The 16,063-nt window shown below is 63.4% G+C and carries 11 protein-coding genes; 9 read left to right on the top strand and 2 right to left on the bottom strand.

All coding sequences use genetic code 11. The annotated features are described in order from the left end of the window. Window positions 1–40: 40 nt before the first annotated feature. From NKI10_RS25320 to NKI10_RS25285, 8 genes are all read left to right on the top strand, one after another. The gene (locus NKI10_RS25320) at window positions 41–3,511 is read left to right on the top strand and encodes an indolepyruvate ferredoxin oxidoreductase family protein (RefSeq protein ID WP_352862215.1); all 3,471 of its coding nucleotides are present in this window, start codon (window positions 41–43) and stop codon (window positions 3,509–3,511) included. Window positions 3,512–3,602: 91 nt separating this feature from the next. Continuing rightward, the gene (locus NKI10_RS25315) at window positions 3,603–5,918 is read left to right on the top strand and encodes a putative bifunctional diguanylate cyclase/phosphodiesterase (RefSeq protein WP_352862214.1); all 2,316 of its coding nucleotides are present in this window, start codon (window positions 3,603–3,605) and stop codon (window positions 5,916–5,918) included. A gap of 167 nt (window positions 5,919–6,085) precedes the next feature. Continuing rightward, the gene (locus tag NKI10_RS25310; protein ID WP_023742599.1) at window positions 6,086–6,856 is read left to right on the top strand and encodes an N-acyl amino acid synthase FeeM domain-containing protein; all 771 of its coding nucleotides are present in this window, start codon (window positions 6,086–6,088) and stop codon (window positions 6,854–6,856) included. Between the two features lie 99 nt (window positions 6,857–6,955). After that, complete coding sequence (locus NKI10_RS25305; protein ID WP_023671341.1) at window positions 6,956–7,105, top strand: DUF3096 domain-containing protein; 150 nt, start codon at window positions 6,956–6,958, stop codon at window positions 7,103–7,105. Between the two features lie 164 nt (window positions 7,106–7,269). Then, window positions 7,270–7,494: an aa3-type cytochrome c oxidase subunit IV gene (locus NKI10_RS25300; protein WP_023671340.1), complete on the top strand. Its 225-nt coding sequence runs from the start codon at window positions 7,270–7,272 to the stop codon at window positions 7,492–7,494. Between the two features lie 102 nt (window positions 7,495–7,596). After that, window positions 7,597–8,874 carry a Re/Si-specific NAD(P)(+) transhydrogenase subunit alpha gene (locus NKI10_RS25295; protein WP_352862213.1) on the top strand — a complete coding sequence of 426 codons (1,278 nt, stop codon included), beginning with the start codon at window positions 7,597–7,599 and terminating at the stop codon, window positions 8,872–8,874. Next, window positions 8,874–9,299, top strand: a complete 426-nt coding sequence (locus NKI10_RS25290) for a proton-translocating transhydrogenase family protein (protein ID WP_032885960.1) — start codon at window positions 8,874–8,876, stop codon at window positions 9,297–9,299. The genes NKI10_RS25295 and NKI10_RS25290 overlap by 1 nt, the downstream gene beginning before the upstream one ends. 6 nt (window positions 9,300–9,305) lie before the next feature. Continuing rightward, window positions 9,306–10,703: an NAD(P)(+) transhydrogenase (Re/Si-specific) subunit beta gene (locus NKI10_RS25285; RefSeq protein ID WP_023671337.1), complete on the top strand. Its 1,398-nt coding sequence runs from the start codon at window positions 9,306–9,308 to the stop codon at window positions 10,701–10,703. 93 nt (window positions 10,704–10,796) lie between these two features. Here NKI10_RS25285 and NKI10_RS25280 read toward each other — a convergent pair whose 3' ends face one another. Then, the gene (locus NKI10_RS25280) at window positions 10,797–11,714 is read right to left on the bottom strand and encodes a membrane protein (RefSeq protein WP_023729730.1); all 918 of its coding nucleotides are present in this window, start codon (window positions 11,712–11,714) and stop codon (window positions 10,797–10,799) included. Between the two features lie 331 nt (window positions 11,715–12,045). On the opposite strand from NKI10_RS25280, the gene NKI10_RS25275 reads away from it, so the two are divergent. Beyond that, on the top strand, window positions 12,046–13,491 hold the full coding sequence (locus tag NKI10_RS25275; protein ID WP_031215118.1) for a hypothetical protein: 1,446 nt from the start codon (window positions 12,046–12,048) through the stop codon (window positions 13,489–13,491). A 36-nt stretch (window positions 13,492–13,527) separates the two neighbouring features. On the opposite strand, the gene gyrB is transcribed toward NKI10_RS25275, so the two are convergent. After that, entirely contained in the window at window positions 13,528–15,999 is a 2,472-nt protein-coding gene (gene gyrB / locus NKI10_RS25270) for a DNA topoisomerase (ATP-hydrolyzing) subunit B (RefSeq protein WP_352862212.1), read from the bottom strand. Window positions 16,000–16,063 lie beyond the last annotated feature (64 nt).

Genomic DNA, 16,063 nt, shown 5'->3' with positions numbered 1-16,063 from the left:
CTGCGCGCCCCCGGTGCTGTCTCCGCAGAGGAAATGCCTGATGACGCTGCACGACGTCGCGCTCGACGACAAGTTCGATCTTGGTAAGGAGCGCATCTTCCTGTCCGGCGCACAGGCGGTCATCCGCATGCTTTTGATGCAACGCGAGCGCGACCGCCGGGCCGGCCTCAACACGGCCGGCTTCGTGTCCGGTTATCGCGGCTCGCCGCTCGGCGGCCTCGACATGCAGCTGTGGCGGGCGAAAAAGCAGCTGGCGCAGGCCGACATCGTCTTCCAGCCCGGCCTCAACGAGGAGCTTGCCGCCACCGCCTGCTGGGGCTCTCAGCAGACGGAATTAATGGGCGAAGGCAAGCATGACGGGGTGTTTTCGGTCTGGTACGGCAAGGGACCGGGCGTCGACCGCTCCGGCGACGTTTTCCGCCACGCCAACCTCGCGGGAACGTCGAAGTATGGCGGCGTGCTTGCGCTGATGGGCGACGACCATATGGCCGAATCATCGACCAATGCGCACGCCACCGAATTCCTATTCGTCGACACCATGGTGCCGATCCTCAACCCGGCCGGCGTTCAGGAGATCATCGACTACGGCCTCTACGGCTTTGCCATGTCGCGCTTCGCCGGCACCTGGGCGGCTATCAAATGCGTCAAGGACAACATCGAATCCACGGCCTCCGTCGATGCCGCGCTCGAGCGCCTGAACATCGTCGTGCCGGAGTTCGATATGCCGCCCGGCGGCCTCAACATCCGCAACGAGATCGACATGCTCGGCCAGGAGGAGCGGCTGCATGAATACAAGCGCGCCGCTGCGTCCGCCTTCATCCATGCCAACCGCCTGAACCGCATCGTCTATTCGGGCGGCCGGGCGCCGAAGCTCGGTATCATCACGCTCGGCAAGAGCTATCTCGATGTCCGCCAGGCGCTGGAAGACATCGGCATCGACGAGGCCGCCGCCGGCCGCATCGGCATCCGCCTGTTCAAGGTCGGCTGCCCATGGCCGCTCGACCTGCAGCATATCGCCGAATTCGCCCGCGGCCTCGACACCATCGTCGTCGTCGAGGAGAAGCGCTCGCTGATCGAGGTGCAGCTGCGCGAAAACCTCTACGGCACCGCCACCCAGCCGGCGATCGTCGGCAAGAAGGACGAGCGCGGCGACTGGCTGTTCCCGGCCAAGGGCGCGCTCGACCCCAACGAGATCGCCATTGCGCTGGGCGAGCGCATCCTGCGCACAATCGGCCCTTCGGAAGAGATCACTGCCAAGGTGGCGAAGCTGCGCCAGTTCCAGGCGATGCTTGCCGACACCAGCGATATCGGTTCGCGCACGCCGTTCTTCTGCTCCGGCTGCCCGCACAATTCCTCGACCAAGGTGCCCGACGGCTCGATCGCCGCCGCCGGTATCGGCTGCCATTTCATGGCGCTGTGGATGGACCGCAACACGGTCGGCTTCACCGCCATGGGCGGCGAGGGCGCACAATGGGTCGGCCAGGCGCCATTCTCCAAGCGCGGCCACATTTTCCAGAATCTCGGCGACGGGACCTACAATCACTCCGGCACGCTGGCGATCCGCTTCGCGCTGTCGACCGATGCCAACATCACCTACAAGATCCTCTACAACGACGCCGTCGCCATGACCGGCGGCCAGCCGCATGAGGGCGGCCTGACTGTCGACATGATCGCCAGGCAGGTGCGCGCCGAAGGCGTCGAGCGCATCGCCATCGTCACCGACGAGCCGGACAAATATGCGGGGAAGGCCGAATTCCCCTCTGGCGCCACCATCCACCACCGCGACGACCTCGACCTCGTCCAACGCGAACTGCGCGACGTCAAGGGCGTCTCGGTGCTGCTCTACGACCAGACCTGCGCCGCCGAAAAGCGCCGCCGCCGCAAGCGTGGCACCTTCCCGGATCCCGACAAGCGGGTCTTCATCAACGAACTGGTCTGCGAGGGCTGCGGCGATTGCGGTGTGCAATCGAACTGCGTCTCGATCCAGCCGGTCGAGACCGAGTTCGACCGCAAGCGCAGAATAGACCAGTCGAGCTGCAACAAGGATTTCTCCTGCGTCAACGGCTTCTGCCCGTCCTTCGTCACTGTGCACGGCGCCAAAATCAGGAAGGCCGAAGGCATTGCCGGCCGCTCCGACCCGCTTGACGGCGTGCCGGTGCCGACCGAATTCCCGCTCGGTAGCGAGGGTTGGGCGGCGATCATCGACGGCGTCGGCGGCACCGGCGTCGTCACCATAGGTGCTGTGCTCGGCATGGCCGCCCATCTTGAGGACAAGGGCTGCGGCATGATCGACATGGCCGGCCTCGCCCAGAAGGGCGGTTCGGTGTTCACCCATGTCCGCATCGCCCGCACGCCGGACGACATCCACGCGATCCGCGTTTCGGCCGGCAAGGCCGACCTGGTACTCGGCTGCGACCTTGTCGTCTCCGGCGCCAAGAAGGTGCTGGCCGCAGTGCGCGCAGGCCATACCATCTTCCTTGCCAACACTGCCGAGATCATGCCTGGCGAATTCGCCCGCTCGGCCGATTTCTCGCTGCCCATCGAGCGCCTGAAGAAGGCGATCCGCGCTGCCGCTGGCGACGACAAGACGCATTTCTTCGAAGCCACGGGCACCGCCACCCAATTGTTCGGCAATTCACTCGGCGCCAACATGTTCATGCTCGGCTTCGCCTTCCAGCATGGCGGGCTGCCGCTGTCGGCGCAAGCCGTTGAAAAAGCAATCGAATTGAACGGCGAGGCGGTGGCGATGAACATCGCCGCCTTCCGCTGGGGCCGGCGCGCCGCGCATCAGCCGGAGTTTGTGCGCGGCCTGGTCGCCCAGCCGGGCAAGGCCACTGAGATCGCCAAGACGCTGGACGATATCATCGCCCGCCGCGTCGCTTTCCTCTCTGCCTATCAGAATGCCGCCTATGGCAGGCGCTACGCCGAGAAGCTGGCGGTTTTGCGTGCTGCCGAGGCCAAGGGCGTGCCTGGCTCGACCGCGGTGACCGAGGCCGCCGCCAGAAACCTGTTCAAGCTGATGGCGATCAAGGACGAATATGAGGTGGCGCGGCTCTACACCGACGGCTCCTTCGCTATGGAGCTCTCAAAACAATTCCAGAGCTACGACAAACTCGAATTTCATCTGGCGCCACCGATCATGGGCAGGCGCGGCAATGACGGCAAGCCGAGGAAATCGAGCTTCGGCCCGTGGATGATGAAGGGATTTCGCCTGCTGGCGGCGCTGAAAGGCCTGCGCGGCACGGCCTTCGACGTGTTCGGCTACAGCACTGAGCGGCGCATCGAGCGGCAGCTTCTGGCCCGCTATGAGGCCGATCTGGAGCTTGTCGCCAAGGCACTTGCGCCAGGCAGGATCGAGGCCGCCATCGCCCTTGCCTCGGTGCCGGCGCTCATTCGCGGCTACGGCCATGTGAGGCAGGCCAGCGCCGAAAAGGCGGCGGATGAACGAAACCGCCTTCTTGAACGATTCAAGTTGCCGGTGCAGCCAAGCGCATTACAAGCCGCTGAGTAGCCAAAAGGGCCGGAAAAACAGGCCCTTCAGCGCGAGCTAAAGGTTTTTTAATGGGACTATGCCAAGGCTGTGGTTCAGTTGGGCGCCAGTAATGGGCAGAACAAAGACCGACAACATCCCTGTGGATGTTTATATCCAGTTTGTGCGCTCGTTGTTCGACAACGCGCATATGCTGGTCATTGGCGCGCTTTGCCACGCAACCGCCAGCCTTATGGTCTATTGGCGCAACGGCCAGCCTGTCTTCCTGGTTCTTGCCGGAGCACTGCTTGGCATCGGCGTTTGGCGGTATTTCAGCTTGCGGCGGTTCCATCGCCTGGGTGGTTCCATCCACGATGCCTTGGATGCGACACGATGGGAGCGCGAATATATCCTGAACGGCAGCATCCAGGGGCTGATGCTGGGCCTGTTCTGCTTCATTTCGATCTATGTCTACTCGGATGCGTATGCCGAGATCGCAGCGCTCGCCATAACGCTTGGCTCTCTGGTCACGGTCGTAGGCCGAAACTACGGCTCGCCCCGCATGGTCACGATCTTCGCGGTAACCTTCGTCGGGCCGATCGCAGCAGCCCTTATCCTCAGGTTTGACATCCCCAGTGTCGTGCTTGGGCTGCTCATCATCCCGTTCATGTTCATCATCAAGGGCAGTGCCGACCATGTGCGCAACGTGCTGTTCTCGGCCGTGGTCGGGCATAAGCAGGCGCGGCAAATCGCGCAGCGCTTCAACCGCGCACTCAACACCATGTCGCATGGCCTGGTCATGCTCGGACCCGACGGCAAGGTCGTGGTCGGCAATGCCGAAGCAGCGCATCTGATGTCGCTGCGCTCGCCCGACCAGCTGCTCGGGCGGTCGATCCATTCGCTGCTCCTGCGCGGCGTTGCGGGCGGCATGCTGGCGCCGAAAGACTGCCGCTATGTCGAAGCGCAGCTGACGCGCGCCTTGCGCGAAGGCCGTGACCGCAAGGTGCTGGTCTCCTTCTCCAATGGCCAGCACTACGAGTTCTCGGCCCGCGAGGGCAATCAGGACCTCGGCGTCATCACGTTCGAGGACGTCACCGCCCGCGTCGAGTCCGAAGAAAAGATCCGCTTCATGGCGCGCTATGACAGCCTCACCGGCCTGCCGAACCGCGCCTATTTCCATGAGCTCGTCGGCGAGGCCATGGCGTCGGGCAGCCGCGACCGGCTGTGCGCCCTGGCGGTGCTCGATCTCGACGATTTCAAGAGCGTCAACGACACACTTGGCCATCCGGTCGGCGATGGGCTGATCTATGCCGTTGCCGAGCGACTGGCGGCCGTCGCCGGGCAAGGCGTCAATGTCAGCCGCTTCGGCGGCGACGAGTTCATGATCTTCTTCGACCGCGTCGAGGATGAAAGCCATCTGACCGGCCTGCTCGACCAGATCTTTGCCGATCTGCAGGGCGAAGTCGATGTCGCTGGTCACAGCCTGCGCATCCAGGCAAGCGCGGGCGCCGTGCTGTCCAGGGTCGAGGACACCGATGTCGACGCCATGATCGTCAAGGCCGATCTGGCGCTCTACAAGGCCAAGGAACTCGGCAAGAACAACTGGCGACTCTTCGAGGCGGCGATGGATGCGGCGTTCCGCAACCGCCAGATGATGAAGGCCGACCTGCGCACGGCTGTGGAGGGCAAGGCCTTGCGGGTGGTCTATCAGCCCATCGTGGCGATGAACACCATGCGCATCGCCAGCTGCGAGGCGCTGTGCCGCTGGGATCATCCCGACCTCGGGCCGGTTTCGCCCAGCGTCTTCATTCCGCTGGCCGAAGAAATGGGCATCATTTCCGAGATCAGCACCTTCGTGCTCGCGGCGGCCTGCGCTGAATGCGCCAAATGGCCCGCACAGACCAGCGTGTCGGTCAACCTTTCGGCCAAGGATTTCCGCAGCCGCGACGTCGTCCAGAAGGTTCGCGACGCGCTTGCCACTTCGGGGCTCGCCGCTGGCCGCCTCGAGATCGAAGTCACCGAAACCGCGCTGCTCGACGACAAATCGCTGACGCGCCAGTATATCGAGGAACTGAAGCTGCTTGGCGTGCGCATCGCGCTCGACGATTTCGGCACCGGCTATTCAAGCCTGAGCTACCTCCACAAGCTGCCGCTAGACAAGATCAAGATCGACCGTTCGTTCCTGATGGACGTGACCCAGAACAAGCGTTCGCTCGATTTGTTGAAGGGCATCGTCGACCTGACCCGCGTGCTCGGGCTGACCGTCACCATCGAAGGTGTGGAAACGTTCGAACAGCTGAAGATCCTGGTGCATTCGGTGAAACCCGACCTCGTCCAGGGCTTCCTCTTCGGCGCAGCTCTCAGCGCGTCCGGCATCGAAACGATGTCCAATGTGACCTGGCCCTTCGCCGCGGAATTGCGGCCCGTCGCCAAACTCGCGACCACATGAAGCCCAACCTTTAAATCGCGCTTGAAAGCCGTCAAAAAAGCTGTGTATTGCCAAAACGTTAACCTATTGTTAACGTTAATATTCGGTAAACACAGACGATTAGAGTTTCATCTTCTTGTTCATTCGGTCGTCCGGTATGGTTTAGTTGCGACGGCACGAGGGTAACAATGGAAACTCAGCTAGCAGGTATGCCTCTGGTGGCTTCTAGGGCCACCGCTCAGTCTCCTTCGGTGTTTTCTCGTCATATCATGGACGTCCTGGAGCACGTCGAGTATCGCCTTTGCGACGGTGCCGAGGATTTGGAAGCCATCTATCGACTTCGCTACAAATCCTACCTTCATGCTGGCATGGTGAAGCCCGATGCCTCGCGTATGGTAAAGGACGACTTCGACGATCTGCGCAATTCCTACCGATTTGGCGTGTTCTTCGATGGTGTTCTGGTCAGCACCATCAGAATCCACTACGCCTGCGCGAAATACCCTGTTTCCCCCAGCACCGCCGTGTTCGGCGACACGCTTGCGCGGCGGCTGGCAGTTGGCGAGACGTTCGTCGATCCAAGCCGTTTCGCTGCCGATATCGAGTGGTCGACCAGCCTGCGCGTGCTGCCCTACGTGACGCTCAGGCTTGCGGTCGTAGCTTGCAGCCACTTCAAACCGACATATTGCCTGACGGCGGTCAAGGAAGAGCATGCCGGCTTCTATCATCGCATCTTCCGTTCCGAGCAGGCGGTGCCCCCGCGCATCTATCCCGGTCTCACCGTTCCCGTGCATCTGTTCCAGTCGAAGTGCTCCGAAAACATGCAGGCGACGCTGGATCGCTTCCCGTTCTTCAACTCCACGCCGTTCGAGCAGCGCATGCTCTTCCAACGCCCCAAGAGCGGCGAACTCGCACCGCTAACCATCCTGCCCACCGCCAAGTTTTTCCGCGAAGCCGCCTGACACCACTGAAGCCTGCGTAATTCGGCACGCGAGCTCTGGAGCTTTCCCGCCGCTTCCGCGTTCTGGACGACGCCGACGCGGCCATAGAAAGGAACCGACATGCATATTCCCGAGCTAGCACTGACCCCGCTGATCTCGCTGATTGCCGGCGTGCTGATCCTGGTGATGCCGCGGCTGCTCAACTACATCGTCGCGCTCTATCTGATCGTCATTGGGCTGCTCGGGCTGTTTCCGCATCTAGCCGGTTGAAACGCAAAACCCTCAACGTTCGACGTTAGGCCGGCGACAAGCCCTGCCGCCGGCTTTCAACATTCCTTTGAGGCTGTTGTCACTGGTCGTGCGGCAATAGCGCCATTGCTCTTGGCCCGGCTTTTCGCTATGTGCCTCAAAGATGTCTTCGAAGGGGTATTCCTATGGCTGATCACACGCCGACCGGTCCTGTCGAACTGGGCGCGAAGATGGACTATGCCGAACATGACCGCACCTATCATGGCTTTCTGGCGCTGGCCAAATACGGCTCGCTGTTCTGCGGCGCCCTGCTCCTGGCCATGGCTTTCGGCTTCTTCGCAGGCGGCTTCTTCTCCGCGACCATCCTGTTCGTGCTGATCCTCGCCCTCGGCGCCTTCATTCTCCGATAGTCTCTTCAGACCCTTGCCAGGGGGTGTAGCCGGACATCCGGCCGCACTCTTTCGCAAAGCCGCACTCTTGCGCAAACAGGTTCCAGCCGAAAGGATCATGCGGTGGGACAGACGGTTTTCATCCCTCGCGAGCCCGATGCCAGCGAGCCTCGTGTGGCGGCCTCGCCCGATACCGTGAAGCGGCTGGCGGCGCTGGGCTTCGACGTCACCGTCGAGACAGGCGCCGGCACCAGGTCGCGCATTCCAGATGAGGAGTTCGCCAAGGCGGGCGCCGCGATCGGCAAGGCTTCGGATGCGAGCCGGGCGGATGTGGTGCTGAAGGTGCGCCGGCCGACCGACGCCGAGCTGAAGGGCTACAAATCGGGTGCGGCGGTCATCGCCATCATGGATCCCTACGGCAATGACGCCGCGGTCGCGGCGCTTGCCGAGGCTGGGGTCACCGCCTTCTCGATGGAATTCATGCCGCGCATCACCCGCGCCCAGTCGATGGACGTGCTGTCGTCGCAGGCCAATCTCGCCGGCTACCAGGCCGTGATCGACGGCGCATCGGAGTATGACCGCGCGCTGCCGATGATGATGACGGCGGCCGGCACCGTGCCGGCGGCGAAGATCTTCATAATGGGCGTCGGCGTTGCCGGCCTGCAGGCGATCGCCACGGCGCGCCGTCTCGGCGCCGTCGTCACCGCAACCGACGTTCGTCCCGCCGCCAAGGAACAGGTGGCGTCGCTCGGCGCAAAGTTCCTCGCCGTCGAGGACGAGGAGTTCAAGGCGGCCGAGACCGCCGGCGGCTACGCCAAGGAAATGTCGAAGGAGTACCAGGCCAAGCAGGCAGCGCTCACCGCTGAGCACATCGCCAAGCAGGACATCGTCATCACCACGGCGCTGATCCCCGGCCGTCCGGCGCCGAAGCTGGTGTCGGCGGCGATGGTCGCCTCGATGAAGCCGGGCTCGGTGATCGTCGACCTCGCCGTCGAGCGCGGCGGCAATGTCGAAGGCGCAGTTGCAGGCCAGGTGGTGACCACGGCCAATGGCGTGAAAATCGTCGGCCACCTCAACGTGCCCGGCCGCGTCGCCGCATCGGCCTCGCTGCTCTACGCCAGGAACCTGTTCGCCTTCCTCGAGACGCTGGTCGACAAGACCAGCAAGACGCTCGCCATCAACCGCGAAGACGATCTGGTCAAGGCGACGATGCTGACCGACGCTGGCCGCGTGGTGCATCCGGCCTTCGCCAAGGCGGCGGAACAGCCCCATGTCGAACCGGCGGCCATTCCGGCCGAGACCATGGTGGCTGATGCCACGCCGAAGAAGGCTGCACAGAAAAAGGCGTCCGACAAAGCCACTGCCGGCAAGTCCGCCGCCAAGCCGAAGGGGATCGCGTGATGGATCAGACCTTGCAGAAAGCCCTCGATCAGCTCGACCAGGCAAGTGCCGCCGTCCGGCTGGCTGTGCAGAACCTGGCCAACGCGCCCGGTGGCGCCGATGCGGCGGGCGATGCCGCGCACGCACTGTCCGGCGGCGCCATCGATCCCTTCGTCTTCCGCTTCGCCATCTTCGTACTTGCGATATTCGTCGGATACTACGTCGTCTGGTCGGTGACGCCGGCGCTGCACACGCCGCTGATGGCGGTCACCAACGCCATCTCCTCGGTCATCGTCGTCGGCGCGCTGCTGGCCGTCGGCATCTCGGCCTCCGGCATTGCCACCGGCTTCGGCTTCGTCGCGCTGATGCTGGTCTCGGTCAACATCTTTGGCGGCTTCCTGGTCACCCAGCGCATGCTGGCCATGTACAAGAAGAAGGACCGGTAGAGCGCCATGAACGCCAACTTCGCGTCCTTCCTCTACCTGGTCTCCGGCGTCCTGTTCATCATGGCGCTTCGCGGCCTATCTCATCCGACCACCAGCCGCCAAGGCAATCTCTACGGCATGATCGGCATGGGCATTGCCATCGCCACCACGCTGGCGCTGGCGACTCCGTCCGCCGGGCGCTTCGGCCTGATCGTGCTTGGTCTAGCCATCGGCGGCGGCGTCGGCGCCGTTACAGCGCGCCGCATCGCCATGACGTCGATGCCGCAGCTGGTCGCCGCCTTCCACTCGCTGGTCGGCCTTGCCGCCGTCATGGTCGCGGCAGCCGCCATCTACGCGCCGGAAAGTTTCGGCATCGGCACGAATGGCGACATCCACGCCCAGGCGCTGATCGAGATGAGCCTTGGCGTTGCCATCGGCGCCATCACTTTCACCGGCTCCGTCATCGCCTTCCTCAAGCTCGATGGCCGCATGTCGGGCAAGCCGATCATGATCGGCGGCCGTCACATCATCAACGCGGTCCTCGGCATCGCGCTGATCGTGCTGATCGTGCTTCTGGTCACCACCGAGGCCAAGCTGGTGTTCTGGCTGATCGTCGCGGCGTCGCTGGCGCTCGGCGTCCTCTTGATCATCCCGATCGGCGGCGCCGACATGCCGGTCGTCGTCTCGATGCTGAATTCCTATTCCGGCTGGGCGGCGGCCGCACTCGGCTTCACGCTTGGCAATCTGGCGCTGATCATCACCGGCGCTCTGGTCGGCTCGTCCGGCGCCATCCTGTCCTACATCATGTGCAAGGGCATGAACCGGTCGTTCATCTCGGTCATCCTCGGCGGCTTCGGCGGCGAGACCGCGGCGGTTGCCGATGACGGCATCGAACGCACGGTCAAGCAGGGCTCGGCCGACGACGCTGCCTATCTGATGATGAACGCACAGAAGGTCATCATCGTGCCGGGCTACGGCATGGCGGTCGCCCAGGCCCAGCACGCGCTGCGCGAAATGGCCGACAAGCTCAAGGCCAATGGCGTGGATGTCAAATACGCCATCCACCCCGTGGCCGGCCGCATGCCCGGCCACATGAACGTGCTGCTCGCCGAAGCCAATGTTCCCTATGACGAAGTGTTCGAACTGGAAGACATCAACTCCGAGTTCGCGCAGGCCGATGTCGCCTATGTCATCGGCGCCAATGACGTCACCAATCCGTCCGCGCGCGACGACAAGTCGTCGCCGATCTACGGTATGCCGATCCTCGACGTCGACAAGGCCCGCACCTGCCTGTTCGTCAAGCGCTCGCTCGGCTCGGGCTATGCCGGCATCGACAACACGCTGTTCTACAAGGACGGCACCATGATGCTGCTCGGCGACGCCAAGAAGATGACCGAGGAAATCGTCAAGGCCATGGATCACTGATCCCGCCGCAACTTTCCACTGGAAGGTTGTCGGTCCATCATCGGAAACAAAAAAAGCCCGGTTCGGACCGGGCTTTTTATGTTGAAGACCGGTTCAGCGGCTGGTCAGGAAAACCGCTTCCTCGTCGTCGCGCTGCCTGCCGCCCAGTGCTGCCGCAGCGCTGGCGATGAAGGCGCCGATAACCAGCGACAGGGCGCCAAGCAGTGCGAAGGTGGCGCTGCCTTTCCGGGCGGCGTCGGCGGCCTGCTTGGCCTTGACCTTGGCGTCCTCGACCCTGGCCACCAGGGCGTCGACACGCGCCTTGGCGTCAGCCTCGGAAAGCCCGGTGCGGGCGGCGACCAGCTGCGACAGATAGGTCTTGTCGTCAGCCGAAATTTCGCCTGCCGCCGCACTGGCGACGAGGATGCGCGAAGCCTGCCCGGCCGCAGCCGCATCGCTGTCCGGATTGGCCGCCGCGAGCCTGGCGGCATCAGCCGGACGGAACAGCGTATCCACAAGATAGGACGTTGCATTGTCGGCCGGTGCGCTGCCGGCATTGGCGGACGCGCCGGCCGAAGCACCCATGGCGGCGCCTGAGGCAACGGTAGAAGCCGCCTGCACGCCTGAACCAAGCACTGCCGACAGCGCCGACCCGAGAATGCCGACGACCAGCAATGTCGCCAGCGCCCAGGCGAGGAGGCCGTGCGCGGTGTCACGGAAATAGACCTCGTCGGTGTGGATGCCGACCCATTTGGTGCGCAGGCGTCCGGCAAGATAGCCACCGACCCCGGAGGACAGCCATTGCACGATGATGAGCCAGATCGCGCCGGACACCGCGAAGGTGGTCAGCGAGGCACTGGCGCCGGACCATGGCGAGACCATGGTCAGCCCCAGTCCTGAGCCGAGCAGCATGAGGATGAAGGTCAGCGTCGAGGCCGCGAAGGCGCCGGCGATGATCGGCCCCCAGCTGACGGCCGTGGCGGAGGATTCTGTTGAAGCAGATACGTCGACAGCCGATACGGTGGACTGCATCGACGCCTCCTACCGTACGAACAGCATGATGAGAATGATGATCGGGATCGGAATACCGAGCAACCAGAGCAAAATACCGCGTCCCATAAAGAGCCTCCCTGCGAGAAATTGATCGATGTCGTCACAATGTTCCTGAGCGATTTCCGTTCCGAGGAGCAATGAAATGATTTGCTTACCGGGAACGGAACTATTTTCCGCGCGGCCCGAGGCACGACTGCGAAACTGTGGATTGGTTCACGGAGGTCCACATGGGCTGCCGTGTATTGTTGGCTCGGTGAGCCGGGGGTAGCATGAGCGATCCCGCCGTCGGATGTCGTCAACGGAGACGCTGATGCCCAAGACTGTCGCATCGCTGGCTTACAAAAAGGCGCAGCCCAGCCAGGCGGTGGTGATCGTGCATGGCATGGGCGAGCAGCGGCCGATGGGTACGCTGAGGGGATTCGTCCAGGCGGTCTGGAGCAGCGATCCCACCCGTGCTCCACCCTACGCCCAGATTCCCGATCCGGCCGTTTCCGGCGCCACGATCAACCAGAGCTGGATCACGCCCGACAGCCGGACCAAGTCACACGAGCTGCGCCGCATCACCACGCCCTACGACGTCGATGGCCGCCGTACCGATTTCTACGAGCTTTATTGGGCCGACATCACGCAAGGCACGACGCGCGGCCGGCTGGCCGCCTGGGTGACGAACCTGTTGTGGCGCAAGCCCGCCGACATTCCGCTCGACGCCCGCAAGCTTTACGTCGCCACACTTCTGATCGTTATCGTCATTCTGGGCGCAGCACTCGTGCTGGCAACATCGGTCTGGCAACAGGCCGTTACCTTGACGACCGGCCTGATGATCACCACCCTCGCTTCTTTTGTCATCTGGGCGGTGGATCAGTTCGCCCTGCCCTATTTCGGTGACGTCGCCGCTTATGTGCGCGCCGAGGCGGCGACGATCGAGAAGCGTGCGCTGATCCGCGACAGAGGCCTGACGTTGCTCAAGACGCTGATGAAGGACGATGCTTACGACCGCATCGTGCTGGTCTCGCACAGCCTTGGGTCGATCATCGCCTATGATTTGCTGCAGATCCTGTGGGCCGAGTTCCGGCCGCGAAGGCTGGAAGCGGTCCGCGACAAGGCCAAACTGGCGGCGGTCGAGGCCGTCGACAAGGCAACGCTCGGCTCTGATGGGTCAGCGTGGCCAAAGAACCTTGAAGACCTCGCCGGATTCCGGCGCGGTCAATGGGCGCTCTACCAGCAGCTTCGGACCAAGGACGCCGACCACCCGCTGCCCTGGAAGATCAGCGATTTCGTCACGCTTGGCAGTCCGCTCTCCCACAGCGAATTCCTGGTGACCTACAATCTCGCGGAATTCAGGCGTGGCCTTGCCGAGCGCCTGTTCTCGGCTTGCCCGCCGATTGCCGATGACGGGCGCCCCGGCGGCACCGTGCTTTACCGGGAAGGACACAGCCAAGGCAAGGCGCAGCGCGCGGTGCATCATGGCGCGGTGTTTGCGGCAACGCGCTGGACGAACGTCTACGACCGCGGCAATGGCTGGGCGACAGGCGATCCGATTTCCGGTCCGATGACGGAAAACTTCGGCCCCGGTGTGGAGAACATCCAGATCGAGCTTCGCAGCTCACTTGGCCGTATCTTCACCCACACGCTTTATTGGTCATCGACGGCAAACGGCGTCGAAATCGCCCTGCCGGCGGGCACCGCGCCGCGCTCGCATCTGCAAGTGCTGCGCGACGCGGTGGACCTTGGTCGGAAGCTGGAGCCAAAGGCCTGACCCGGAGTGGAGCTCCGGCGGCAAGGCGCCCAGCCATCAAATGTCCAGATTGGCAACTGACAGCGCGTTGTCCTGGATGAATTCGCGCCGCGGCTCGACCTCGTCGCCCATCAGCCGCGAGAACAAGCTGTCAGCATCGGTGGCGTCATTGACCTTGACCTGCAGCAGCGAGCGCACACTCGGGTCGAGCGTGGTTTCCCACAGCTGCTCGGCATTCATCTCGCCGAGGCCCTTGTAGCGCTGCATGGTCAGGCCCTTGCGGCCGGTCGCAAACACCGCGTTGAGCAGCGCCAGCGGCCCCGAAATGGTTTCGGAGACATCCTTGCGGCGCAGCACCGGCGGCTCGCCATAGACCTCCATGAGGCGCGGGGCATAGCGGTCGAGCTGGCGTGCGTCGGCTGAATTTATCAGCCCGGCATCGAGCTGCGCGAATTCCTTGACGCTGCGCACCGTGCGCTCGAACACGTAGCCGCCGACGCCCTCATTGGAAGTCGACAGCCGGCCGGTCCAGCCGCGCTCGGTGTCTTCGGCAATGATGTCGAGGCGCTGGGCGACGCGCTCGGCCATGGCGTTGGCGCGGCCGAGATCGTTCAACACGTCGGCATTGAGCGCGCCGGCGATCGCCGCCTGTTCGACCACGCCCCTGTTGTAGCGCGTATGCAGCCCGTTGATGAGCTGGCGTACTGCCAGTGCATCGTCGATCGAGCCGCGCAGATCCTGTCCGGCCCGCGCCTCGCCGGAGGCAAGCGTCAGCGACGCCTCTTCCAGCCCGGAGCCGATCAGGAATTCCTCGAAGGCGCTCTCGTCCTTGATGTATTGCGAGCTTTTTCCGCGCGTCACTTTGTAGAGCGGCGGCTGGGCGATGTAGAGATGGCCGCGCTCGATCAGCTCCGGCATCTGGCGGAAGAAGAAGGTGAGCAGCAAGGTCCTGATATGGGCGCCGTCGACGTCGGCGTCGGTCATCAGGATGATCTTGTGGTAGCGCAATTTGTCGGCGTTGAACTCGTCCTTGCCGATCGAGGTGCCGAGCGCAGTGATCAGCGTGCCGATCATCTCGGAGCCGAGCATGCGGTCGAAGCGCGCCCGCTCGACATTGAGTATCTTGCCGCGCAACGGCAGGATTGCCTGGTTCTGGCGCGAACGGCCGCCCTTGGCCGAGCCGCCGGCCGAGTCACCCTCGACGATGAAGATTTCGGATTTCGCCGGGTCGCGTTCCTGGCAGTCGGCAAGCTTGCCAGGCAGAGAGGTGACGCCGAGCGAGCTTTTGCGAGTGATGTCGCGGGCCTTGCGCGCGGCTTCGCGCGCCGCAGCCGCCTGGATCACCTTGTCGATGACCACCTTGCCCTCGGTCGGGTGTTCTTCCAGCCAGGTGCCAAGCGCCTCGTTGACCAGGCCTTCGACCACCGGGCGGACTTCCGACGAGACCAGCTTGTCCTTGGTCTGCGAGGAGAATTTCGGGTCGGGAACCTTGACCGACAGCACCGCCGTCAGGCCTTCGCGGCAGTCGTCGCCGATCAGCGCCACCTTTTCCTTCTTGGTCAGGCCCGACGATTCGCCATAGCCGGTGATCTGGCGCGTCAGCGCGCCACGGAAGCCGGCCAGATGGGTGCCGCCATCGCGCTGCGGGATGTTGTTGGTGAAGGCCAGCACGTTCTCGTGGTAGCTGTCGTTCCACCACATCGCCACTTCGACGGTGATGCCGTCGCGCTCGGCCTTGATGGCGATCGGCTTGTCGATCAGCGGTTTCTTGACCCGGTCGAGATATTTGACGAACTCTTCCAGGCCGCCATCATAGTGCAGCTCGTGGCGCACGAGATCGGCATGGCGGGCATCGGTCAAAATGATGCGTACGCCGGAATTCAGGAAGGCGAGCTCGCGCAGCCGATGCTCCAGCGTGCCGAAGTCGAATTCGACCATGGTGAAGGTTTCGGACGACGGAAAGAAGGTGAGCTCGGAACCGCTGCGGCCCTCATAGGTGCCGGGCTGCTTGTCCTGCTCATAGCTGCCGGTGGCCTTGAGCGGCGCATCGGCATTGCCATGCGTGAAGCTCATCTCGAAAATCTGGCCGTTGCGGCGGATTTTCAGCTTCAGCCAGGCCGACAACGCGTTGACCACCGAGACGCCGACGCCGTGCAGGCCGCCAGACACCTTGTAGGAATTCTGGTCGAATTTGCCGCCGGCATGCAGCTGCGTCATGATCACTTCGGCCGCCGAAATGCCTTCGCCAGTGTGAATATCGGTCGGAATCCCGCGGCCATTGTCGATAACGGTGACCGAACCGTCGGGATTAAGCGTCACCGTGACGAGGTCGGCATGGCCGGCCAGCGCCTCGTCGATGGCGTTGTCGACCACCTCATAGACCATGTGATGCAGGCCCGAGCCGTCGTCGGTATCGCCGATATACATGCCCGGCCGCTTGCGGACAGCGTCCAACCCCTTCAAAACTTTGATGGAATCGGCGCCGTATTCGGCCTCAGCGCCGTTGGCGTTGTCGCTTTGATCGCTCATGAAAACCTGTCTGATTGATGCCGCATGCTCAGCGCGAAAAAATGGCTTCGAATCACGCCGCTTT

The sequence above is a fragment of the Mesorhizobium sp. M0802 genome (genome assembly GCF_040320115.1).
Lineage (GTDB): Bacteria > Pseudomonadota > Alphaproteobacteria > Rhizobiales > Rhizobiaceae > Mesorhizobium.
This window is presented reverse-complemented; position numbering and strand designations above follow the sequence as displayed.

Coding starts and splice junctions, on each gene's coding strand:
- NKI10_RS25310 (WP_023742599.1), top strand. CDS start 6,086: ATGGAAACTCAGCTAGCAGGTATGCCTCTGGTGGCTTCTAGGGCCACC.
- NKI10_RS25285 (WP_023671337.1), top strand. CDS start 9,306: ATGAACGCCAACTTCGCGTCCTTCCTCTACCTGGTCTCCGGCGTCCTG.
- NKI10_RS25305 (WP_023671341.1), top strand. CDS start 6,956: ATGCATATTCCCGAGCTAGCACTGACCCCGCTGATCTCGCTGATTGCC.
- NKI10_RS25320 (WP_352862215.1), top strand. CDS start 41: ATGACGCTGCACGACGTCGCGCTCGACGACAAGTTCGATCTTGGTAAG.
- gyrB (WP_352862212.1), bottom strand. CDS start 15,999: ATGAGCGATCAAAGCGACAACGCCAACGGCGCTGAGGCCGAATACGGC.
- NKI10_RS25275 (WP_031215118.1), top strand. CDS start 12,046: ATGCCCAAGACTGTCGCATCGCTGGCTTACAAAAAGGCGCAGCCCAGC.
- NKI10_RS25280 (WP_023729730.1), bottom strand. CDS start 11,714: ATGCAGTCCACCGTATCGGCTGTCGACGTATCTGCTTCAACAGAATCC.
- NKI10_RS25290 (WP_032885960.1), top strand. CDS start 8,874: ATGGATCAGACCTTGCAGAAAGCCCTCGATCAGCTCGACCAGGCAAGT.
- NKI10_RS25315 (WP_352862214.1), top strand. CDS start 3,603: ATGGGCAGAACAAAGACCGACAACATCCCTGTGGATGTTTATATCCAG.
- NKI10_RS25300 (WP_023671340.1), top strand. CDS start 7,270: ATGGCTGATCACACGCCGACCGGTCCTGTCGAACTGGGCGCGAAGATG.